This is a genomic window from Methylobacterium sp. J-072 (genome assembly GCF_022829425.1).
Taxonomy (GTDB): Bacteria; Pseudomonadota; Alphaproteobacteria; order Rhizobiales; family Beijerinckiaceae; genus Methylobacterium.
Window position 1 is genome coordinate 54,262 of record NZ_JAKSYK010000147.1, and the last position, 20,620, is coordinate 74,881.

Annotated in this window: 19 protein-coding genes; 6 read left to right on the forward strand and 13 right to left on the reverse strand. The window is 69.1% G+C overall.

Annotated elements, in window-relative coordinates; genetic code table 11:
- Positions 1-20: 20 nt before the first annotated feature.
- Both MKK67_RS16960 and MKK67_RS16965 read left to right on the forward strand, forming a co-directional pair.
- Positions 21-1,142 (forward strand): Fic family protein, encoded by a 1,122-nt coding sequence (locus MKK67_RS16960; RefSeq protein WP_313899026.1) that lies wholly within the window; start codon positions 21-23, stop codon positions 1,140-1,142.
- Between the two features lie 76 nt (positions 1,143-1,218).
- Positions 1,219-2,043 (forward strand): EamA family transporter, encoded by an 825-nt coding sequence (locus tag MKK67_RS16965; protein WP_243966433.1) that lies wholly within the window; start codon positions 1,219-1,221, stop codon positions 2,041-2,043.
- Between the two features lie 6 nt (positions 2,044-2,049).
- Here MKK67_RS16965 and MKK67_RS16970 read toward each other — a convergent pair whose 3' ends face one another.
- From MKK67_RS16970 to MKK67_RS16985, 4 genes are all read right to left on the reverse strand, one after another.
- The gene (locus tag MKK67_RS16970; protein WP_007561549.1) at positions 2,050-2,451 is read right to left on the reverse strand and encodes a PTS sugar transporter subunit IIA; all 402 of its coding nucleotides are present in this window, start codon (positions 2,449-2,451) and stop codon (positions 2,050-2,052) included.
- A gap of 174 nt (positions 2,452-2,625) precedes the next feature.
- Positions 2,626-3,066 carry an HPr kinase/phosphorylase gene (locus MKK67_RS16975; protein ID WP_243966350.1) on the reverse strand — a complete coding sequence of 147 codons (441 nt, stop codon included), beginning with the start codon at positions 3,064-3,066 and terminating at the stop codon, positions 2,626-2,628.
- Positions 3,066-4,868, reverse strand: coding sequence for a stimulus-sensing domain-containing protein (locus MKK67_RS16980; protein WP_409568407.1), 1,803 nt, complete (start codon positions 4,866-4,868; stop codon positions 3,066-3,068). The genes MKK67_RS16975 and MKK67_RS16980 overlap by 1 nt, the downstream gene beginning before the upstream one ends.
- Positions 4,869-4,884: 16 nt before the next feature.
- Positions 4,885-5,595: a response regulator transcription factor gene (locus tag MKK67_RS16985; protein WP_092043734.1), complete on the reverse strand. Its 711-nt coding sequence runs from the start codon at positions 5,593-5,595 to the stop codon at positions 4,885-4,887.
- A 289-nt stretch (positions 5,596-5,884) separates the two neighbouring features.
- On the opposite strand from MKK67_RS16985, the gene MKK67_RS16990 reads away from it, so the two are divergent.
- From MKK67_RS16990 to lepA, 3 genes are all read left to right on the forward strand, one after another.
- Positions 5,885-6,676, forward strand: coding sequence for a HugZ family protein (locus MKK67_RS16990; RefSeq protein ID WP_243966351.1), 792 nt, complete (start codon positions 5,885-5,887; stop codon positions 6,674-6,676).
- 21 nt (positions 6,677-6,697) lie between these two features.
- Positions 6,698-6,934, forward strand: coding sequence for a hypothetical protein (locus tag MKK67_RS16995; RefSeq protein WP_243966352.1), 237 nt, complete (start codon positions 6,698-6,700; stop codon positions 6,932-6,934).
- Between the two features lie 220 nt (positions 6,935-7,154).
- Positions 7,155-8,957 carry a translation elongation factor 4 gene (gene lepA, locus MKK67_RS17000; RefSeq protein WP_243966353.1) on the forward strand — a complete coding sequence of 601 codons (1,803 nt, stop codon included), beginning with the start codon at positions 7,155-7,157 and terminating at the stop codon, positions 8,955-8,957.
- A gap of 232 nt (positions 8,958-9,189) precedes the next feature.
- On the opposite strand, the gene MKK67_RS17005 is transcribed toward lepA, so the two are convergent.
- From MKK67_RS17005 to MKK67_RS17015, 3 genes are all read right to left on the reverse strand, one after another.
- On the reverse strand, positions 9,190-9,507 hold the full coding sequence (locus MKK67_RS17005; protein WP_243966355.1) for a c-type cytochrome: 318 nt from the start codon (positions 9,505-9,507) through the stop codon (positions 9,190-9,192).
- Between the two features lie 224 nt (positions 9,508-9,731).
- Positions 9,732-11,015, reverse strand: coding sequence for a PQQ-dependent sugar dehydrogenase (locus MKK67_RS17010; protein ID WP_243966435.1), 1,284 nt, complete (start codon positions 11,013-11,015; stop codon positions 9,732-9,734).
- A 113-nt stretch (positions 11,016-11,128) separates the two neighbouring features.
- Positions 11,129-12,631, reverse strand: coding sequence for an NAD(P)/FAD-dependent oxidoreductase (locus MKK67_RS17015; RefSeq protein ID WP_243966357.1), 1,503 nt, complete (start codon positions 12,629-12,631; stop codon positions 11,129-11,131).
- A gap of 162 nt (positions 12,632-12,793) precedes the next feature.
- On the opposite strand from MKK67_RS17015, the gene MKK67_RS17020 reads away from it, so the two are divergent.
- Positions 12,794-14,572, forward strand: coding sequence for a hypothetical protein (locus MKK67_RS17020; protein ID WP_243966359.1), 1,779 nt, complete (start codon positions 12,794-12,796; stop codon positions 14,570-14,572).
- Between the two features lie 4 nt (positions 14,573-14,576).
- Here the strand turns inward: MKK67_RS17020 and glp are convergent, their stop codons facing one another.
- From glp to trpE, 6 genes are all read right to left on the reverse strand, one after another.
- Positions 14,577-15,806: a gephyrin-like molybdotransferase Glp gene (gene glp / locus MKK67_RS17025; protein WP_243966360.1), complete on the reverse strand. Its 1,230-nt coding sequence runs from the start codon at positions 15,804-15,806 to the stop codon at positions 14,577-14,579.
- Positions 15,803-16,294 carry a cyclic pyranopterin monophosphate synthase MoaC gene (gene moaC, locus MKK67_RS17030; protein ID WP_092043725.1) on the reverse strand — a complete coding sequence of 164 codons (492 nt, stop codon included), beginning with the start codon at positions 16,292-16,294 and terminating at the stop codon, positions 15,803-15,805. Before moaC ends, glp begins: the two co-directional genes overlap by 4 nt.
- Before the next feature lie 2 nt (positions 16,295-16,296).
- Complete coding sequence (gene trpC / locus MKK67_RS17035; RefSeq protein ID WP_243966361.1) at positions 16,297-17,175, reverse strand: indole-3-glycerol phosphate synthase TrpC; 879 nt, start codon at positions 17,173-17,175, stop codon at positions 16,297-16,299.
- Positions 17,172-18,209, reverse strand: a complete 1,038-nt coding sequence (gene trpD, locus MKK67_RS17040; protein WP_243966362.1) for an anthranilate phosphoribosyltransferase — start codon at positions 18,207-18,209, stop codon at positions 17,172-17,174. The genes trpC and trpD overlap by 4 nt, the downstream gene beginning before the upstream one ends.
- 35 nt (positions 18,210-18,244) lie before the next feature.
- The gene (locus MKK67_RS17045) at positions 18,245-18,859 is read right to left on the reverse strand and encodes an anthranilate synthase component II (protein ID WP_243966436.1); all 615 of its coding nucleotides are present in this window, start codon (positions 18,857-18,859) and stop codon (positions 18,245-18,247) included.
- Positions 18,860-19,098: 239 nt separating this feature from the next.
- Positions 19,099-20,619, reverse strand: coding sequence for an anthranilate synthase component I (gene trpE, locus MKK67_RS17050; protein WP_243966363.1), 1,521 nt, complete (start codon positions 20,617-20,619; stop codon positions 19,099-19,101).
- Between the last annotated feature and the right edge of the window lies 1 nt (position 20,620).

Consider the following 20,620-nt stretch of genomic DNA (forward strand, 5'->3'; position numbering starts at 1 on the left):
CCGGACAATCGACGCATGATATGCGTCGATTGGTGTATATCTACGACCTCCCCGACTGGCCCCGATTCCGCTGGAACGAGACTGCGCTCCTCGCCCCGCTGGGCGCGGTTCGCTACCGGCAAGGCCGGCTGCTGGGCCGCATGGAAGCCCTTGGCTTCAATCTGCGCGAGGAAGCGATCCTCGACACCCTCACCCAAGACGCGGTCAAGACCAGCGAGATCGAGGGTGAGACCCTGGTCCGCAACGAGGTCCGATCATCGCTGGCGCGGCGGCTCGGGATCGAGACCGCAGGCCTCGTTCCGAGCGGGCGGCAGGTCGACGGGATCGTCACGATGGTCCTGGACGCGACCCAACGTTTCGCCGAACCGCTGACCGTCGAACGTCTGTTCGGTTGGCACACGGCGCTGTTCCCGCACCGCGATATCGGGCGTCAGCCGATCACCATCGGAGCGTGGCGGACCGATGCGCTCGGACCGATGCGCATCGTCTCCGGCCCCTGGGAGCGCGAGCGGGTGCACTTCCAGGCACCGCCTGCCGACCGGATCGCCGCGGAAATGGACCGATTCCTGAGGTGGTTCGAGGACCCGGCCGATCGGGCCGACCCGGTCCTCAAGGCCGCGATTGCGCATATCTGGTTCGTCACCATCCATCCGTTCGACGACGGCAACGGCCGCATCGGTCGCGCCATCGCCGACATGGTGCTGGCCCGGGCCGAAGGGACGGGGCGGCGCTTCTACAGCATGTCCGCGCGGCTGCGGGTCGAGCGGAACGCCTATTACGAGACGCTCGAGGCGACCCAGAAGGGCGATCTCGAGATCACGGCGCGGCTGGCTTGGTTTCTCGGAATCCTCGACGCGGCCATCACCGATGCCGAGACCATGCTCACGGCGGTCCTGCGCAAGGAGCGGTTCTGGCGCGCTCTGGAAGCGCAGCCCGTGAACCCGCGCCAGCGCATGATGCTGGGCCGCCTCCTCGACGGATTCGAGGGCAAGCTCACGACGTCGAAATGGGCGCAGATCGCGAAGTGCTCGCACGATACCGCCCTTCGGGACATCGAAGAGCTGAGCGCGCGCGGGCTCCTGACACGCGGTCCGGCGGGGGTACGCAGTACCAGCTACCGTCTGGTCGAGCCGCATTTCTGAGAGATCCGTGTCCGTGACGATCACCAAGCCGAGCCTCGGCGCCACACTTCTCCCGGTCGTCGCACTGGTTGGCGGCATGATCTCGCTGCAATACGGCGCGACCGTTGCCAAGAGCCTGTTCCCCATCGTCGGCGCGGCCGGGACCTCGTCCCTGCGCGTGGGCTTCTCGGCGCTGATCCTGATCGCCGTCTGGCGGCCGTGGCGGCGCAGCCTGTCGCGGCGCGAGGCCGGGTGGATCGCGCTCTACGGCGTCACCCTGGGGCTAATGAATTTGCTGTTCTACCTGTCGATCGCGCGCCTGCCCCTTGGGCCTGCGGTTGCGATCGAGTTCGCCGGGCCACTCTCCATCGCGCTGATCGCGTCGCGCCGCCGAGCGGATTTCCTCTGGATCGGCGTGGCGGTGGTGGGCCTCGGGCTACTCCTGCCGGTCGCGTCGACCAATGCACTCGACCCGCTCGGCGTTGCCCTCGCCCTCGGGGCAGCCCTGGCCTGGGCACTCTACATCCTGTTCGGGCAGCGGGCCGGCCGAATCGACGGCGGCCAAGCCGTGTCGTTGGGCATGCTGATGGCTGCCCTGGTGGTGGCGCCGTTCGGCTTCGCCGAGGCCGGCCCGGACCTGCTGGCGCCCGGGATCCTGGTTGCTGGGCTGACCGTAGCGCTGATGTCGAGCGCCCTGCCCTACTCGCTGGAGATGTTCGCGTTGCGGCGCCTCGACCGCAAGAGTTTCGGCGTGCTGATGAGCCTGGAGCCTGCGGTTGCGGCCTGCGCGGGCTTCGCCCTGCTCGGCGAGCGGCTCGGCGCCGTTCAGTGGCTCGCGATCGGCCTGGTGATCGCCGCATCCGTGGGTATCACCGCCACGTCGCGCCGGCCTGTCCCGGAGGCCGCGCTCATCGAAGGCTGAGAGATTTTATTTGCCGGCCAGAACGCGCGAGGCGACGTTGATGTACTTGCGGCCGGCTTCCTGGGCGTGGAGGACGGCGTCGCCGAGATTCTCCTCGTCGCGAACGCTCGCCAGCTTGATCAGCATCGGCAGGTTGATGCCCGCCACCACCTCAACCGAGCCACCGTTCATACAGGAAAGGGCAAGGTTCGAGGGCGTGCCGCCGAACATGTCGGTGAGCACCACCACACCGTCACCGGTGTTCACGCGACAGACCGCGGACATGATGTCCCGCCGTCGCAATTCCATATCGTCTTCCGGCCCGATCGTGATCGTCTCGATCTGATCCTGCGGGCCGACCACGTGCTCCAGGGCGGCCTTGAATTCGGTCGCCAATAGCCCGTGAGTGACGAGCACCATGCCAATCATCGACACGTGTTCCAACGTCCTCTGTCTGCCGCCATGTTGTGCAATGCACAGGTCCCAACAAGGCGATCGCGACGTTTTTGCTCGGACATTGCCGCGATCATGCCATGCGCGCTCCTTGGGCGCCATGGGGTCTCACCACCACGACGCGAATCAACGACCTGTGCGGCTGCGAAGTCACGGCCTCTGCTTCCGCAGTGCCGCACGAATCAGCAGCGGTGCCAGTCCGGCATTTCGTACGCCGCGGTCAAGGACCAGGCGGGGTATTCGAAGGTCCAATATTTCGGCGTCCGCCGGCGGCTCGGGCAGCCGGCGTGATTCTGCGACCAGATCGATCGCGAGGCGCACGATCGCCTCGGGGCGGATCGCGAGGCCGAGTTCTTGAACCGGCAGAATACCTTGTCCGCGGATCTCGACCTGCCCGACAAGGGCGTCGTGCGGCCGGGCCACCAGCGCGCCGGCGCGGCGCTCGCAGATGACCCGGTCGTCCGCGACGAAGGCCCCGTCGCTCTCGGCGGCGAGAAGCAGCGCCAGGCTGGACTTACCCGAGCCCGAGGGCCCGCGAATCAGGACGCCGGACTCGCCTAGGGCGACGCAGGCGGCATGAAGGCTCGGCATCAGGCGTGAAGCTGCCGCGGCGCGGCGGGCAGACGGACGGTAAAGCGAGCGCCGCGCACCGTGGGTTCGCCGTCCTCGTCGGGCGCGCCCGGGCGGTTCTCGGCGCGGATCATGCCGCGATGGGCCTGGACGATCTGGCGGGAAATCGAAAGGCCGAGCCCCGAATTCTGGCCAAAACCCTGCTCCGGCCGGTCGGTATAGAAGCGCTCGAAAATCCGTTCCAGGGCGTGCTCCGGGATGCCCGGCCCCTCGTCCTCGCAGACCAGCTCGACCTCGCCGCGGACCCGGCGCAGGGCGACCCGCACCTTGGCGTCGGTCGGCGAGAACGAGCGGGCATTGTCGAGGAGGTTGTTAACCACCTGCCCCAGCCGGCTGTCATGGCCGATGACCGTGAACGGCGCATCCTGGTCCGGGATCGGCTCGACATCGAGCTGGATCAGGCAATCCTTGGGACGCCGCCGCTCGTTCGCCACCGAAACGACCGTGGTGAGCAGCTTCTTGAGATCGACCCGGCGCGCCTCGGCCCGGGCCAGTTCCGCGTCGAGCCGCGAGGCATCGGCGATGTCGCTGATCAGCCGGTCGAGACGTTTCACGTCGTGCTGGATGATCGCCATCAGCCGGCCGCGCGAATCATCGGACTTCGCCAGCGGCAGCGTTTCGACCGCGCTGCGCAGCGAGGTCAGCGGGTTCTTCAGCTCGTGGCTGACATCCGCGGCAAAACTCTCGATGGCGTCGATGCGCCGGTAGAGCGCCTGGGTCATGTCCCGCAGCGCTCCGGAGAGGTGTCCGATCTCATCGGTGCGTTGGGTGAAATCCGGGATCTCTTCCCGGGTCTTGATCCCCATCCGCACCTTTTCCGCGGCCTCGGCGAGGCGCCGGACCGGGCCGGCGATGGCACCCGCCAGCAGCGCCGACAGCACCACCATCACGGCAGACGCCACCAGAAACACCTGAAGCAGGCCGAAGCGCTCGGAGGCGATCACCCGGTCGATGGCGTCGCCCTGCGTCGAGATCAGCAGTGCGCCGCGCACCGAGCCGGCCCGATGGATCGGCACGGCCACCGACACGGTGGTCTCGCCCAGCGCGTTGCGGCGGACCAGGCTGCCGCGATTGCCGCTGAGCGCGGCCTGGACCTCGCGCAGCGAATGGCCGTTCACTGGGCCGGTCTCTTCGAGCTGCGTGGTGCGGCTGCCGAACAACCCGCTCAGCTTCGCCTGGACCGCCTGGAAGGCGGATTCGAGCATGCCGGCCTTGTGCGGCTTGGCGGCGATCGGATCGCCGCGGCCGGCGTCACCCCGCTTGAACAGGGTCCTGGTATCGAACAGCAACCCGCCTTCCTGGTCGTAGACCCGAGCGCGGTTGCCGGTGGGCGTCACCAGGCGCGACAGCAGCGGCGCCACCTTCTCGGGGTTGAGCGAGAAGGCGAGCGGCTGCGATTCCTCTTCCGCGGACTCTCCCGCTTGTTGCTGGAGCAGCTTGTCGGGGTCGATCTGGATCGTGTCGGTATCGACCGAGGCGGAGGCCGCGATGGCGCCCGCGATGATCTCGCCCTGGATCGCCAGGCTCTGGATCCGGGCCTGGATCAGGCCCTGCCGGAACTGGTTCAGGTAGAGGAAGCCGACGAGCAGCGCGATCAACCCGACGAGGTTGAGCACGACGATGCGGCGCGTCAGGCTCGACGACGCGCGCTGGCCGATCGCGTCCCAGAGGGCGCGCGGCCAGGTCAGCGGTCGGGAGAGGAGCTGAGTGAACGAGGCGCGCGGTTGCACGTCCTCGGTTTGGGCGGGGGTACAGCCGGTCACGGAGCGGATCCTTGGATCACGCCTCCTTGAACCGGTAGCCGACGCCGTAGAGCGTCTCGATCATGTCGAAGCTCTGGTCGGTCACCTTGAACTTCTTGCGCAGGCGCTTGATGTGGCTGTCGATGGTGCGGTCGTCGACATAGACCTGGTCGTCATAGGCTGCATCCATCAGGGCGTTGCGGCTCTTCACGACGCCGGGACGATGGGCGAGCGCCTGGAGGATCAGGAACTCCGTGACGGTGAGGGTCACCGGCTCGCCCTTCCAGGTACAGGTGTGGCGCTCGGGATCCATCATCAGCGAGCCGCGCTCCAGCGACCGGGCCGCAACCTCGGCCTCGCCCCTCGGGGTGGACCCGGCCGGCTCCTTGGCGAAGCGCCGCAGCACCGCCTTGACCCGCTCGACCAGCAGGCGCTGCGAGAACGGCTTATGGATGAAGTCGTCCGCGCCCATCTTGAGACCGAACAATTCGTCGATCTCCTCATCCTTCGAGGTCAGAAAGATCACCGGAAGGTCCGATTTCTGCCGCAGGCGTCGGAGAAGCTCCATCCCGTCCATGCGCGGCATCTTGATGTCGAAGATCGCGAGGTCCGGCGGGGAGTGCCGCAGACCGTCGAGGGCGGAGGCGCCGTCGGTGTAGGTCTGGATGCGGTAGCCTTCGGTCTCAAGCGCGATCGACACGGAGGTGAGAATGTTCCGGTCGTCGTCGACGAGGGCGATGGTTGGCATGCGCGATCCCTGAATGAACGGGCTCAAGCGCGGTCCCGGCTGTTCGCGCGGGCCGCGCTTCACCCCGGCCCCCGAGGGGCAGGCGGACGTGCGAACCAGGCCGGTGTCGGCGCCGCCCGGTTCGCGCAACGGGACAGGTGCTTTAGTACGGTCGATCGGAAAAAGCGAGCGGCGGTCATAGCTTGGCCGTAAAGGCCGATCTGACGCGGGCCGCGGCGCTCGTGCGCCGGCTACGGCATCGCTACCATGGCGCGCGATTGTGGCGGCGGTTCGAAACGGGAGGGATTCGATGGCGGACGTGAGCACAGGTGCGTCGGAACAGCGCGAGCCGGCCCGCCCGCTTCCCGCCGCGGACGCGCCCTTCGACGCCATCGGGCTGTCCCGGATGCTGCTGCGGAGCATCCGCTCCGGCGCGCTGGCGACCCTCGATCAGGATGGAACGCCGTTCGCCTCGCTGGTCACCATCGCCACCGACCAGGACGGCACGCCGCTGATGCTGCTGTCGCGGCTCTCGGCGCATACCCGAAACCTGCTGGCCGATCCGCGCTGCTCGCTGCTGTTCTCGCAGGGCGGCAAGGGCGATCCGCTGGCGCATCCGCGGCTGACCGTGGTCGGCGAGGCCGTCCAGACGAACGAGGCCCGGGCGCGGGAGCGGTTCCTGGCGCGCCATCCGAAGGCGAAGCTCTACGCCGACTTTCCGGACTTCGGGTTCTTCACGTTGGCCCCGAGGGCCGGCCACCTCAATGGCGGTTTCGCGAAGGCGGCGACGCTGACCCGCGAAGAACTGCTCCTCGACCTGACCGGGGCGGACGCCTTTGCGGCGGGCGAGCGCGGGGCGGTCGAGCACATGAACGCCGACCATGCCGATGCCCTGGCGCTCTACGCTGCCGCGGCCGGTGCGGAGGCTGGTCTGCCCTGGCGCCTGACCGGGCTCGACCCGGAGGGCCTGGACCTGATGGCCGGCGAACGGACGGCGCGGGTCGTCTATCCGGGGCGGGTCACCGATATGGGCGCCCTGCGCAAGAGCTTGGTCGCCATGGCCGCGCAGGTGCGCGGGGCTGGCGGTACGGCAGAAACGTAACGCGGGAGATCGCGCTCAGGCATGGCGAAGCATCGCCCGGTGCACCATATCCGCGCGATGAGCGACACACAGACAGACACCTATCCTTTCAGCCTCGATGTGCAGCCGGTCGGCGAGAGCGGCTCGATGTTCCAGTGGAGCATCCGCAAGCACGGCAAGCTGCACCAGCGCTCGGACCGGAAGCACCCGACCGAGTCGAAGGCCCGGACCCACGGCGAGGCCGAGATCGAGCGCCTGATCCGCGACCGCGGTCGCTGATCGCATCGGAAATCCGCCGGAACCGGCGGGACGTTGCCGACAGGCGGGGGCCGGATCGTTCCGGCTCCCGTCTTGTCGTTTGTTCCGGCTCGACCGCAGGGCGGTTGCCGGCGCGCTTGGCGCGTTCCCGCGGCGCTGCTATCTCGCGCGTGAGCCGATCCTACCGAACACGCCCTGACGTCAGACGGTGCGCGCCGTCGCGCGCCCGAACGGAATGCCGATGACAACCCCGATCGACAACATCCGCAACTTCTCGATCGTCGCGCATATCGACCACGGCAAGTCGACCCTGGCGGACCGGCTGATCCAGGCCACCGGCACCGTGGCCTTGCGCGACATGAGCGAGCAGATGCTCGACTCGATGGATATCGAGAAGGAGCGCGGCATCACCATCAAGGCGCAGACGGTGCGCCTGGAATACCGGGCCGAGGATGGCAAGGACTACATCCTCAACCTGATGGACACGCCCGGCCACGTGGACTTCGCCTATGAGGTGTCGCGGTCGCTGGCCGCCTGCGAGGGCTCCCTTCTGGTGGTGGACGCCTCCCAGGGGGTCGAGGCGCAGACGCTGGCCAACGTCTACCAGGCGCTCGACGCCAACCACGAGATCGTCCCGGTCCTCAACAAGGTCGACCTGCCGGCTGCCGAGCCCGAGCGCGTGAAGGAGCAGATCGAGGAGGTGATCGGCCTCGACGCCTCCAACGCCGTGCCGATCTCGGCCAAGACCGGGCTCAACATCGAGGCGGTGCTCGAGGCGATCGTCACCCGCCTGCCGCCGCCCAAGGGCGACCGGACCGCGCCGCTCAAGGCCCTGCTGGTGGACAGCTGGTACGACGCCTATCTCGGCGTCGTCGTGCTGGTGCGCATCATCGACGGCGTGCTCAAGAAGGGCATGACCATCCGGATGATGGGCGCCGATGCGGTCCACGGGGTCGACCGCATCGGCGTGTTCCGCCCGAAGATGGCTGAGATCGGCGAACTCGGCCCCGGCGAGGTCGGCTTCTTCACCGGCTCGATCAAGGAGGTCGCCGACACCCGCGTCGGCGACACCATCACCGAGGACAAGCGCCAGACCACCTCGATGCTGCCGGGCTTCAAAGAGGTCCAGGCGGTCGTGTTCTGCGGCCTGTTCCCGGTGGACGCGGCCGAGTTCGAGAACCTGCGCGCGGCCATGGGCCGTCTCCGGCTCAACGACGCCTCGTTCTCCTACGAGATGGAGAGCTCGGCCGCGCTGGGCTTCGGCTTCCGCTGCGGCTTCCTGGGCCTCCTCCACCTGGAGATCATCCAGGAGCGGCTGGAGCGCGAGTTCAACCTCGACCTGATCTCCACCGCGCCCTCGGTGGTCTACCGGCTGAAGATGCGCGACGGCACGCTCAAGGAGCTGCACAACCCGGCCGACATGCCGGACGTGATGAAGATCGAGCTGATCGAGGAGCCCTGGATCCGCGCCACGATCCTGACCCCCGACGAGTATCTCGGCGGCGTGCTCAAGCTCTGCCAGGACCGTCGCGGCGTCCAGATCGACCTCAACTACGTCGGCAAGCGCGCCATGGTGGTCTACGACCTGCCGCTGAACGAGGTCGTGTTCGATTTCTACGACCGGCTGAAATCGATCTCGAAGGGCTACGCCTCGTTCGACTACCACGTCTCCGACTACCGCGAGGGCGACCTCGTGAAGATGTCGCTGCTCGTCAACGCCGAGCCGGTGGACGCCCTGTCGATGCTGGTCCACCGCACCCGCGCCGAATCGCGCGGCCGGGCCATGTGCGAGAAGCTGAAGGACCTGATCCCCCGCCACCTGTTCCAGATCCCGGTCCAGGCGGCGATCGGCGGCAAGATCATCGCCCGCGAGACGATCAAGGCCCTGTCCAAGGACGTCACCGCCAAGTGCTACGGCGGCGACATCTCGCGCAAGCGCAAGCTGTTGGACAAGCAGAAGGAAGGCAAGAAGAAGATGCGCCAATTCGGGCGCGTGGAGATCCCGCAGGAGGCGTTCATCGCCGCGTTGAAGATGGACGATTGAGGCGCTGCATTCGAGATGCATGCTCGCCTCCCTCACTTGCGGGGAGGTGAGCAGGCGGGGGGTCTCGTCTCCGCGTTCGGACATGATGCCCGGTTCTGGAGCTGAAACGAGCCTTTCCCGTCATTGCGAGCGGAGCGAAGCAACCCAGGGCAGCGCGCGATCTAAGGACGTAGCGTTTCCCTGGGTTGCTTCGCTCCGCTCGCAATGACGGTATGGGGCGCTGGAAAAGCCTTTAGCCCGGCGGAAGCACGTCGATCTGGATGCCCGCATAATACGCCGCCAGGTTCGCGATATCGGCATCCGACAGCTCCTTGGCGACCACGTTCATGATCTCGTTCTGCCGCTTGCCGTCGCGGTACTCGCTGAGCGCTTTCACCAGGTAGGGCTCGACTTGGCCGGCGAGGTTCGGCGCCTCCGGCAGCTTCGAGAGCCCGTCCATCCCGTGGCAGGTCTGGCAGGCGGTGGCCTTCTTGCGTCCGAGGGCCGCGTCGCCGGCTTGGGCCGAGAGCGGGACGAGCACAGCGGCGAGAAAGAGAAGCGGGCGTATCATCGGATGGGCTCGGGATGAGACACGGGTGACGTTTTCGCGAACGATCAGTAGACGGCGCAGATCCCCTCTCCCGTCCGGGAGAGGGACAGGGTGAGGGGTGCGACCTCTCCGGAAAGACCGGGTCCCTCACCCCAACCCTCTCCCGCACGGGAGAGGGGGTCCGTTGCGCCACTTCAGGATGGTGGCGCCTCGCACGGAGAGAGGCGCCCCAAATCCCAAAAAGACTACTTCTCGTAGGAGATCCGGTAGATCGCCCCGGCGGCATCGTCCGAGACCAGCAGGGAGCCGTCGAGCATCACCGCCACGTCCACCGGCCGGCCGAGATACTCGCCGTCGCCGGTGAGCCAGCCTTCCGCGAACGGCTTGACCGCGCCGAGCTTTCCGTCCGCGCCCATGGGGGCGAACATCAGCCGGGCGCCCACCGGCTCGGTGCGGTTCCAGGAGCCGTGCTCGGCGATGAAGATCCCGCCCTTGTACGAAGCTGGGAACTGCTTGCCGTTGTAGAAGGTCATGCCGAGGTCAGCCGCGTGCGGCGGCAATTCGGCGACCGGAGCGACCGCGTCGGCGGGCGGGGTCTGGTCCTTGTACTCGACGGTGCGGATCGCGCCGCCGCCATACCAGGGGAACCCGAAATTCTCGCCCGCCTTGGTGGCGTGGTTCAGCTCGCCCGGCGGCTTGTCGTCGCCCATGCCGTCGACCTGGTTGTCGGTGAACCAGAGCGACTTGTCGGTGGCGAAATCCATGCCCACCGAGTTGCGGATGCCGGTCGCGTAGACCTCGCGGTTCTTGCCGTCGGCATCGATCCGGATGATGCCGCCGATGCCGGCCTTCCGGTACAGGTCCATCTTCTCGGCCGGCGGCACGTTGTAGGGCTGGCCGAGCGCGATGTAGGTCTTGCCATCGGCCCCGACCCGGCAGACCCGGGCGGTGTGGTTGAAGCTCTCTTCCGCGGCCGGAATGAGCGCGCCCTCCTTCACGAGAATGCCGGCGGCGACATCCGGATTCTCATAAAAAAACTCGGCGGCCGGGAAGGCGAGGATCCGGTTCTGCTCGACCACGGTGAGCACGCCGTCCTTCGAGAAGCAGACGCCGTTAGGGATCTTGAAGGTAATGCCCGGCGCAAAGGCGCGGACTTCGTCGGCGACCCGGTCCTTGTCGCGGTCGGTGACGGTGTAAACCTTGGTCTTGCGGGTGCCGACGAACAGCACGCCGGCATTGGGGCCGACCGCGATGGCGCGGGCATCCGGCACCACGGCGTAAAGATCGATCTTGAAACCCTCGGGGAGCTTGATCTTGCCGAGCGTCTTGCGGATCGCGTCGGCGCGGCGGCCGCTCTGCGGGATCTCGGGGGCGGCCTGGGTGTCGGTGCTGCGCATGCCCTGGAGCTTCTCCAGGTCGTCGGCCTTGGCCTTGGTCTCGGCCGGCGCCGCACCCTGCGCGAGGGCCGGCACGGCGATGGCGGGCATGGCGACACCCGCCCAGAGCGCAACGATGATCAGCGATCGCATCGTCGAAAAATCCTCCCCGTCGCCCTTGGTGTCGGGCGTTGCCGGATCGGACATAGACGACGCGCGCCAACCGGCAAGTTGCGGTGGTGACGCGCGCCGGCACCTGTTGCGTGTCAGGCGACCTTGCGTGGGACGAGCCGCTCGCTGCCCAGCGCGGCCTGGGCGCCGGACACGCCGGACTCGGTGTATTCCGCGTCCTCGTTGACCTGCCAGACATCGTGCCGGCGCCGGCCGCAGAGGATGTTCTCCACGGTCAGCATCGCAGTCATCATCGCGTGGTCCTGGTTGTTGTACTTGTGCATGCCGTTGCGGCCGACGAGGTGCAGGCTCGGGAAATCCCGCTCCAACTCCCGCCGCACGGTGACGACGTGGCCGGCATAATCCTCGTCGTAGACCGGATAGGCCTTGGGCTGCCGCACCACGCAGGCATCGACCACGTCGGCCGGATCGATCAGGCCGATCTGGCCGATCTCGCGCTTGGCCAAGGCCACCAGCTCGTCGTCCGAGGCGGTCCAGAGCCCGTCGCCCTCGAAGCAGAAATATTCGAGGCCGAGGCAGGTGTGATCTTCGTCCGGCACCATCTCGGGCGACCAAGAACGGAAGTTCTGCACCCGCCCGACCTGCACCGACGGATCGTGGATGTAGATCCAGTTATCCGGAAAATTCTTGTGGGATTTTGCGATGAGCGCGACGGTCAGGAAGTCGCGGTACTTGAGGGACCGTGCGTTGAAGGTGCTGAGCGGGCGCGGGCGGATCGAATCCACCAACTCCCGCACCGGCGCGGACGAGATCACGTGCCGGGCCGTGAAGGTCTCACGGCTGCCGTCGGCGCTGCGGGCCGCCACCGTCCAGATGCCGGTGCCGGAATCATAGCTGAGGGAATCGACGCCGCGGTCGAGGATCACGCGCCCGCCCTGCGCCTGGATCTTGGCGGCGGCCGCCTCCCACATCATGCCGGGGCCGCGGCGGGGATAGCGGAACGACTCGATCAGCGTCTTGATCACCGGGCCGCCGGCCTTCGGCGTCTTACGCAGGCCGAGCGAACGCTTGAGACCGTCGCGGATCGCCGAGCCGAGATCGAGACCCTTGATGCGCTGGGCCGCCCAATCCGCCGAGATCGCGTCGCAGGACATGCCCCACACCTTCTCGGTGTAGGTCTTGAAGAAGATCGAGAACAGGCGCTCGCCGAACTGGTTGCGCACCCAGGCGTGGAAGTTTTTCGGGTCGCGGACCGGCTTCATGCGGGCATACAGGTAGGACGCGACGCAGGCCGCGCTGGTGAGGACACCCAGATTGCGCAGCGCCTCGAAGGCCTTGAGCGGATAGGCGTAGTATTTGCCGCGATAGTAGATCCGCGACAGGCGCGGGCGCTCGATGAAATCGTTCGGCAGGATCTCGTCCCAGAGATCGACCACCGCCTTGGATTTCGAGAAGAACCGGTGCCCGCCGATATCGAACAGGTAGCCGTTGTGCGAGACGGTGCGCGAGATCCCGCCGACCTGCGCCGGATCCCGCTCCAGAACAGTGACCGACCGCCCCTGCTTCGACAGCAGGTAAGCGGCCGTGAGACCGGCCGGCCCCGCGCCGATCACCAGCGTCTCGGTGTGGTGGCTCATCCCCTGCTCCGGCTGCCGTCGCGGCCGGATCCCGACCGGCTCGCGCGGAGATTGCGGTCGGATGGTTAAGGAACCGCCTTACGGTCGATTGACCGGCCATTAAGCCGGTGCGCGCACCTTTCAACCCGCGCCGGATCGGGGCGCGTCCGGGAACCCGTAACGATGCCGCCCGCGGCCGCCGCCTCGCCGGCACGGATCGACACCCGCGCCTTCCTGTGGCTGCTCGTCGCCCTGTCGCTCGCGACGATGAACACGCCGCAGGACATCTGGGACACGATCCGGCACCTGCGCGTGCCCGATACCGACGACGCCATGCGGCTGGTCGAGGTGCGCGACCTCCTGGCCGGCCAGGGCTGGTACGACAATGTCCAGTATCGCTTCCTCGCGCCCGAGGGCGTGGCGAGCCACTGGTCACGCCTCGTGGACGCGCCGATCGCGGGGCTGATCTGGGCATTGACGCCGCTGGCCGGCCGGACGCTCGCCGAGGGGCTGATTGCCGCCTTCTGGCCTATGCTCCTGTTCGGCCTGTTCTGCGCCCTGCTCTATCGCGGTGTGCGGCAGAGTTTCGGAGACCGGGCGGCCCTTCTCGCGCTCCTCGCGGCGACGCAGACCTTTGGGATCGCCATCCAGTTCCAGCCGGGCCGGGTCGACCACCACAACGTTCAGATCCTGGCGATGCTGGGCCTCGCCCTCTGCCTGATCAGCGGCGGCTTTCGCGCCGGCCTCATCGGCGGTGGACTGGCGGCGCTGTCACTCGCGGTGGGCCTCGAAGGGCTGCCCTATCTGGCGCTCGCCGCCCTCTACCTCGCCGGCGACTGGTGCTGGCGCGGTCGCCCCGCCCTCCCCTGCCTCGCCGGATTCGGGCTGGGCCTCGGGCTCGGCGCGCCGCTCCTGTTCGCCGCGCAGACGGCCCCCGCCCTGTGGACCGCGACGCATTGTGACGCCCTCTCGCCGCCCTGGCTGTGGCTGGCCGCCGGCGGCCTCGGCTTCGCATTGGCGGCGGCTGCGCTCGGGCGCCGTCTTGGTACGCCCGGATCACGCATCGCCCTGGCGGCCCTCTGCGGCGCCCTCCTGATTGGCGGCTTCGCCCTAGCCTTCCCGGTCTGCCTGGACGGGCCGTTCCCCGGCATGCCGGCCCTGGTCCGGGAGCATTGGCTGCTCACCGTCAACGAGATGGCCTCGTTGCCGAAATCCATCACCCAGGGGCGCTGGGAGATGCTGGTCTTCTATCCGGTGGTCCTGCTCGCAACGCTGGCTGCAACCAGGATGGCTTGGCGCGGCACGCAGCGACGGGCCTGGTCGGTGGCGGCGCTGTTCCTATGGCCCGGTCTGATCCTCGGCATCTTCCAGTTCCGCGGGCTCTACATCGCCTCCGGCTTCGTGCCGCTGGTTGCTGGACCGGTAATCGACCGCGTCTTGACGTTCGCCGCCGCACCCGGAACCGGCCTTCGCCGCTGGGGCGCGCTCGCCCTCGGCGGCTGCCTGATCAGCACGCTCTGGCTGGCACCGGCGGGGCTGGGCGAATGGCTCGCCCCGGCCTCGCGGACGGCCCCCGATCCGGCCAGCGCCCTCGCCTGCCAGGGCGACGCCGCCGTGCGGCCCCTGGCGGCGCTTCCGGCCGGCACCGTGCTGGCGCCGATCTTTTTGGGGCCGTCGATCCTGCTGCGCACACCGCACACGATCGTGGCCGCGCCCTATCACCGGGCGATCCCGGGGCTCACCGCGGCGATCGAGGGCCTGGGCGGAACGCAAGCGGATCTCGACCGGATACTCGATGCCTTCCGGGTCCGCCACCTGGTGGCCTGCCCGTCCCGGCCCGCCGACGACCTCCAGGCCGAGCCGGCTTTCGCGACCCGGCTCGCCCGCGGCGCGGTTCAATCCAACCGGCTGGAGCCCGTGGCGCTGCCCGGCCCCCTGAAGGTCTGGCGCGTGGTGCGGTGAGCCGTCAGAGCAGCCGGCGGTCCAGGCGGATGATCCGGCACAGGTCGCCCGCCTTGGCGGCCGGCTCGTGCGGCGCTCGGATCAGCAGCGCTTCCGCGCGTCCGAGCACCGCAAGCATCGAGGAATCCTGGCGCTGCTCGGGCGACGCCACCGGCAGCCGACCGGGCTCGATCGCGAGGCTCGCGCGCATGTAGTCGGCACGGCCGTCATTGGCCGGCAGGTCGCGGCCGAGGGTGGCCGGTTCGCTCCGGTCTGCGCCGGCCTGGGGATCGCCCTGGAGCGCCCGGATCGCCGGCACCACGAACAGCAGCCCGCAAACGATCGACGAGACCGGATTCCCCGGCAGGCCGATCACCTGCATGGCGCCGAGGCGCCCCTGCATCAGCGGCTTGCCCGGCCGGAGCGCCACCCGCCAGAAGCCGAGTTCCAGCCCCTCCTTGGCGAGCGCCGCCTGCACGAGGTCGTGGTCGCCGACCGAGGCGCCGCCCAGCGTCACCAGCAGGTCGGCCCGGGCCTCGCGGGCGCGGCGGAAGGCGTCTTCCAAAGCGCCGTGATCGTCCGCGGCGATGCCGAGATCGATGATCTCGGCGCCCGCCTCGGCGGAGAGCGCAGCCAGCGCCAGGCTGTTCGAGGCGACGATCTGGTCCCAGGCCGGCGCAGCGCCGGGCTCGACCAGCTCGTCACCGGTGGCGAGGATCGCCACGCGCGGCCAGCGCCGGACCGACAGGCGCGGATGCCCGGCCGCCGCCGCCAGCGCCAGGCGGCGCGCGTCGAGAGTCATGCCCGCAACCAGCAGGGTCTCACCGGCGGTGAAGTCGAGCCCGGCCCGGCGGATGAAGCGGTTTTTTTCGACTCCCTCCATAACCCGGACGGTCTCGCCCTCGGCTTCCGCGTCCTCCTGGATCAGGATCGCATCGGCGCCCTCCGGCACCGGCGCGCCGGTGAAGATCCGCACCGCCTCGCCGGGGCCGATGCGGCCGGAGAAGCCGTGCCCGGCCGCGCTGGTCCCGATCAGCCGCAGGCGCGCGCCGACAGCAGACGCGTCGGCGAAGCGGACCGCGTAGCCATCCATGGCGGAGGCCGGAAACGGCGGCTGCGTGCGGGCGGCAGCGACATCGACGGCGAGCGTCCGACCGGCGGCTTGAGCCAGGGGAACGGTTTCGGCCTCGACCGGCCCGGGCACGCTCGCCAGGACTCGCGCCAGCGCCTCGGCGACCGGGATCAGGCCGCTCATGCCTCGGGCGCCCGGTAGGCGCCGGAGCGGCCGCCATCTTTGGCGACGAGCCGGATGCCCTCGATCCGCATGCCGCGATCCACCGCCTTCACCATGTCGTAGACCGTCAGGCACGCCACCGAGACTGCGGTCAGCGCCTCCATCTCGACGCCGGTCGGCCCCTGGACCCGCACCTCGGCGGCGATGCGCAGGCCCGGCAGCGCCGCGTCCAACTCGCACTCCACCCGCACCTTCGAGAGCAGCAGCGGGTGGCAGAGCGGGATCAGCTCGTGGGTGCGCTTGGCCGCCATGATCCCGGCGAGCCGGGCGGTGCCGATCACGTCGCCCTTCTTGGCGTCGCCCTCGCGGATCAGCGCCAGGGTCTCGGGCCGCATCACCACGCTGCCCTCGGCCCGGGCGGTCCGGTCGGTGGCGGGCTTGTCGGTGACGTCGACCATGTTGGCCGCGCCGCTCGTGTCGAGATGGGTGAGCGTCGAACCGGGCTCCATGCTCAGCCCTTCTTCTTGGCCTTGCCGGCCTCGCCGAACAGCAGCGCCCGAGTCGCCTCGGTCACGTCCGCCTGGCGCATCAGGCTCTCGCCGACCAGCACCACGCCGAGGCCGTGCTGCCGGAGCCGCTCGACATCGGCATGACCGCCGATTCCGCTCTCGGCCACGGCGATCCGGTCCTTCGGGATGCCGGGGCCGAGACGGATCGCGGTGTCAAACGAGACCTCGAAGGTCTTGAGGTTGCGGTTGTTGATCCCGATCAGGGCCGTGCCCAGCGGCAGCGCCCGCGCCAGCTCGGCCTCATCATGCACCTCGACCAGCACGTCCATGCCGAGCTCGTGCGCGGTGGCGACCAGGGCCTCGGCCTCGTCGTCGTCGAGACAGGCCATGATGACGAGGATGCAATCGGCGCCCCAGGCCCGCGCCTCGTAGACTTGGTAGGGCTCGAACAAGAAGTCCTTGCGCAAGACCGGCAGCCCGCAGGCCGCCCGCGCCTCGGTGAGGTATTCCGGGCGCCCCTGGAACGACGGCTCGTCGGTGAGAACCGACAGGCAGGTGGCGCCGCCCGCCTCGTAGGCGGCAGCCAGCATGGCCGGCGCGAAATCTTCCCGGATCAGGCCCTTCGACGGCGAAGCCTTCTTCACCTCGGCGATCAGGGCCGGGCGCCCGGCGGCGAGATGGGTCCGGATCGCCGCCGCGAAGCCGCGCACCGCCTCGGCCTGGGCGGCGCGGCGCTCGAGCTTGGCCAGCGGCACCCGAAGCTTCGCCTCGGCGATCTCGCGGCGCTTATAAGCCTCGATCCGCGCCAGCACGTTGGGCCGCTCGTGCGGCGGCTCGGCGGCACCCGCTTGGGGCACCGGATCCTGCGTGAGCGTGCTCATCGGCACTCCTGCCCGTTCGAGCGATCGTTCGAGGCCCGGACCAGACGGGCGAGGGTGTCACGCGCCGCCCCGGAATCGACGGCATCCTGCGCCCGTGCGAGCCCCTCCGCCAGGGTCGACGACGCCCCCGCGACGACGAGGGCCGCGCCTGCATTGAGAACGGCGATGTCCCGGTAGGCGTTGCGTGCGCCCGCCAGGACGGCTTCGAGCGCCCGGGCATTGTCGGCGGGATCGCCGCCGCGCAGGTCTTCCGGCGCGCGCAGCGTCAGGCCGAGTTCCTGCGGATCGATGGTGAAGCGGGACAAACGGCCGTCCTCGAGAGCGACCACGCGGGTCGGCCCGGTGACGGTGATCTCATCCAGCCCGTCGGAGCCGTGGACGGTCCAGACCCGGCGGCTGCCGAGTTCCGCCAGCACTTTCGTCAGCGGCTCGGCCAGCGCCTCCTGGGCGACGCCGAACAGCTGGTAGGCGACGCCCGCCGGATTACAGAGCGGACCCAGCAGGTTGAAGATCGTCCGCACCGGCAACTCAGAGCGCACCGCAGCGACATGGCGCATGGCGCCGTGATGGGCCTGTGCGAACAGGAAGCATATATTGGCCTCGGCGAGGCATCGCGCCTGCCCCTCGGCATCGAGCCCCAGCTTCACGCCCAGAGCCGCCAGCACGTCGGCGGCGCCGGAGCGCGAGGTCGCGGCGCGGTTGCCGTGCTTGGCCACCGGCACGCCGCAGGCGGCGACCAGGATGGCGGCGAGCGTCGAGACGTTGACGCTGCCGGAATGATCGCCGCCGGTGCCGACCACGTCGACGGCGTTGTCCGGCGCCGCGATCCGGGTCATGCGGGAGCGCATCGCCTCGGCCGCGCCGACGATCTCTTCGACGGTCTCGCCGCGAACCTTAAGGGCGGCCAGGAATGCGCCGGCCTGGACGGAGGTGACCTCGCCCGACAACAGGTCGTCGAAGGCCGCGCGCGCCTCGGCGCGGTCGAGGGCCAGGCCCCCGGCGACCTTGGCGAGATGGGGTCTGAAGCTGTCCATGCGCTCTGTCGGAAGGCCGCCCCGGCCGTCCGGCGTCAATGCACGTCGGGGCCGCCTCTGTCACGCGCCGCGTTCCAGGCGGCGGCGAGATCCAGAAAATTCTTCACGATCGCCGTACCGTGCTGCGACCGGATGCTCTCGGGGTGGAACTGCACCCCATGCAGGGGCCGCTCGGCATGCTCCACGCCCATGATCAGGCCGTCGGCTTCGGCGGTGACCCGCAGGGTCTCCGGGCAGCTGGCGCGGTCGATGATCAGCGAATGGTAGCGCGTCGCCTCGAAGCTATCGTTGAGCCCGCGGAACAACCCGCTGGCGCCGTGCCGGATGGTCGAGACCTTGCCGTGGAGCGGCAGTGGTGCCCGGATCACGTCGCCGCCGAACGCCTGCCCGATCGCCTGCAAGCCGAGGCAGACCCCGAAGATCGGGATGTCTTCCGAGAGTTCGCGCACCACGTCGAGGCAGATGCCGGCCTCGTTCGGCGTGCAGGGGCCGGGCGAGAGCACGATCGCGTCCGGCGCCTTGGCGCGGATGTCAGCCACCGTCAGCGCATCGTTGCGGGCAACCTCGATGGCGCCGCAGAGCGGGCCGATCAGGTGGACGAGATTCCAGGTGAAGGAATCGTAGTTGTCGATGACGAGGACGTTGGGCATCGCGGCGGCACGCTCGGGCATGAGGGCGATGTGACGGCTCGGGGCGGAACGGTCAACCGTGTGCGACGCGCGGGGCATCGTTCCAACCCAGAGACCTCATCCTGAGGTGCCCGCGTCGGCGGGCCTCGAAGGCGGGCTCCAGGGATCGCGGTGCCGGCTGAAGGGCTCCTTCGAGGCCTCCGCTGCGCTTCGGCAACTCGGGATGAGGTCGTGTTTGGAAGAGCCCCGAGCGCAGCCTCCTACTGCCCGCGCTTGGCCTGCGCGGCGAACCGCACCGCCTCTTCAGCCGCCCGGAACAGCGCCTTGGCCTTGTTGACGCATTCCTGCTGCTCGGAGGCCGGGTCGGAATCGTAGACGATACCGGCGCCGGCCTGGACGTGCATCCGGCCGTCCTTCACCAGAGCGGTGCGCAGGACGATGCAGGTGTCCATCTCGCCGCGGGCGCCGAAATAGCCGATGCAGCCGGCGTAGGGCCCGCGCTTCTCGTGCTCCAGCTCGTCGATGATCTCCATGGCCCGCACCTTCGGGGCGCCCGAGACCGTGCCGGCCGGGAACCCAGCCGCCAGGGCGTCCAGGGGGTCGTGGCGCGGGTCGAGGTCGCCCTCGACGTTCGACACGATGTGCATCACCTGGCTGTAGCGCTCGATGAAGAACGAGTCGGTCACCCGCACGGTGCCGATCTTGGAGACCCGGCCAGCATCGTTGCGGCCGAGATCGAGGAGCATCAGATGCTCGGCGCATTCCTTCGGATCGGCGAGCAGCTCGGCAGCCAGCGCGACGTCCTCGGCCGGGGTCGCGCCACGGCGGCGGGTTCCGGCGATCGGCCGCACCGTGACGGTGCCTTCGCGAACCCGCACCAGGATCTCCGGCGACGAGCAGACGATCTGAAAGGCCTCGAAATCGAGGTAGCACAGGAACGGCGCCGGGTTCGTGCGCCGCAGCGACCGATACAAGCTGAAGGCCGGCAGCGTGAACGGCGCCGAGAAGCGCTGGGACAGCACCACCTGGAACACGTCACCCGCGACGATGTACTCCTTGGCCTGCGCCACCATGGCGGCGAAGGCTTCAGGCGTCGTGTTCGAGACCGGCTCGGGGTGCGCCACCGTCGAGAGGTCCACCCGGGCGTCCACCGGCAACGGTCCTTCGAGGGCTTCCGCCACTCGGTCCATACGCAGAAGCGCGGCCTCGTAGGCGGCGCGGGCGGTGACGCCGGGCGCCGGGCGCACGGGTGAGATGACGGTGATCTGGTCGCGGATCGCGTCGAACACCACCATCACGCGCGGGCGGATCAGGATCGCGTCCGGCAGGCCCAGGGGATCGGGGTTCGGCTCGGGCAGCCGCTCCATGGCCCGGACCATGTCGTAGCCGAGATAGCCGAACAGGCCGGCGGCCATCGGGGGCAGGTCCTGGCCGTCGCTCTCGCCGATGGCGCTCTCGGCGATCAAGGCGCGGAGGCTGTCGAGCGGCGCCCGGTCGTCCGGCTGGAAGGCGTCGAGATCGGTGCCGCGGGCGATGGCGGGGGCGCCGTCGCGGCAGCGCCAGATCAGGTCCGGATCGAGCCCGATCATCGAGTAGCGGCCGCGCACCGCGCCGCCCTCCACCGATTCGAGCAAGAAGGCCGGCCCGGCATGCCGGGCGCGCAGCTTGAGGAACGCCGCCACCGGCGTCTCCAGGTCGGCCACCAAGCTCAGTTCGACGAGGCTCGGTTGCCCGGCCTCGTAGCGTCCGGCAAACGCCGCGTAGTCAGGCGCCTCGGCCATG

What these genes read in the sequence shown, in the direction of transcription:
- MKK67_RS16960 (WP_313899026.1), top strand. Translation starts at nt 21, where the DNA reads ATGCGTCGATTGGTGTATATCTACGACCTCCCCGACTGGCCCCGATTC.
- MKK67_RS16965 (WP_243966433.1), top strand. Translation starts at nt 1,219, where the DNA reads ATGATCTCGCTGCAATACGGCGCGACCGTTGCCAAGAGCCTGTTCCCC.
- MKK67_RS16970 (WP_007561549.1), bottom strand. Translation starts at nt 2,451, where the DNA reads ATGATTGGCATGGTGCTCGTCACTCACGGGCTATTGGCGACCGAATTC.
- MKK67_RS16975 (WP_243966350.1), bottom strand. Translation starts at nt 3,066, where the DNA reads ATGCCGAGCCTTCATGCCGCCTGCGTCGCCCTAGGCGAGTCCGGCGTC.
- MKK67_RS16985 (WP_092043734.1), bottom strand. Translation starts at nt 5,595, where the DNA reads ATGCCAACCATCGCCCTCGTCGACGACGACCGGAACATTCTCACCTCC.
- MKK67_RS16990 (WP_243966351.1), top strand. Translation starts at nt 5,885, where the DNA reads ATGGCGGACGTGAGCACAGGTGCGTCGGAACAGCGCGAGCCGGCCCGC.
- MKK67_RS16995 (WP_243966352.1), top strand. Translation starts at nt 6,698, where the DNA reads ATGGCGAAGCATCGCCCGGTGCACCATATCCGCGCGATGAGCGACACA.
- lepA (WP_243966353.1), top strand. Translation starts at nt 7,155, where the DNA reads ATGACAACCCCGATCGACAACATCCGCAACTTCTCGATCGTCGCGCAT.
- MKK67_RS17005 (WP_243966355.1), bottom strand. Translation starts at nt 9,507, where the DNA reads ATGATACGCCCGCTTCTCTTTCTCGCCGCTGTGCTCGTCCCGCTCTCG.
- MKK67_RS17010 (WP_243966435.1), bottom strand. Translation starts at nt 11,015, where the DNA reads ATGCGATCGCTGATCATCGTTGCGCTCTGGGCGGGTGTCGCCATGCCC.
- MKK67_RS17015 (WP_243966357.1), bottom strand. Translation starts at nt 12,631, where the DNA reads ATGAGCCACCACACCGAGACGCTGGTGATCGGCGCGGGGCCGGCCGGT.
- MKK67_RS17020 (WP_243966359.1), top strand. Translation starts at nt 12,794, where the DNA reads ATGCCGCCCGCGGCCGCCGCCTCGCCGGCACGGATCGACACCCGCGCC.
- glp (WP_243966360.1), bottom strand. Translation starts at nt 15,806, where the DNA reads ATGAGCGGCCTGATCCCGGTCGCCGAGGCGCTGGCGCGAGTCCTGGCG.
- moaC (WP_092043725.1), bottom strand. Translation starts at nt 16,294, where the DNA reads ATGGAGCCCGGTTCGACGCTCACCCATCTCGACACGAGCGGCGCGGCC.
- trpC (WP_243966361.1), bottom strand. Translation starts at nt 17,175, where the DNA reads ATGAGCACGCTCACGCAGGATCCGGTGCCCCAAGCGGGTGCCGCCGAG.
- trpD (WP_243966362.1), bottom strand. Translation starts at nt 18,209, where the DNA reads ATGGACAGCTTCAGACCCCATCTCGCCAAGGTCGCCGGGGGCCTGGCC.
- MKK67_RS17045 (WP_243966436.1), bottom strand. Translation starts at nt 18,859, where the DNA reads ATGCCCAACGTCCTCGTCATCGACAACTACGATTCCTTCACCTGGAAT.
- trpE (WP_243966363.1), bottom strand. Translation starts at nt 20,619, where the DNA reads ATGGCCGAGGCGCCTGACTACGCGGCGTTTGCCGGACGCTACGAGGCC.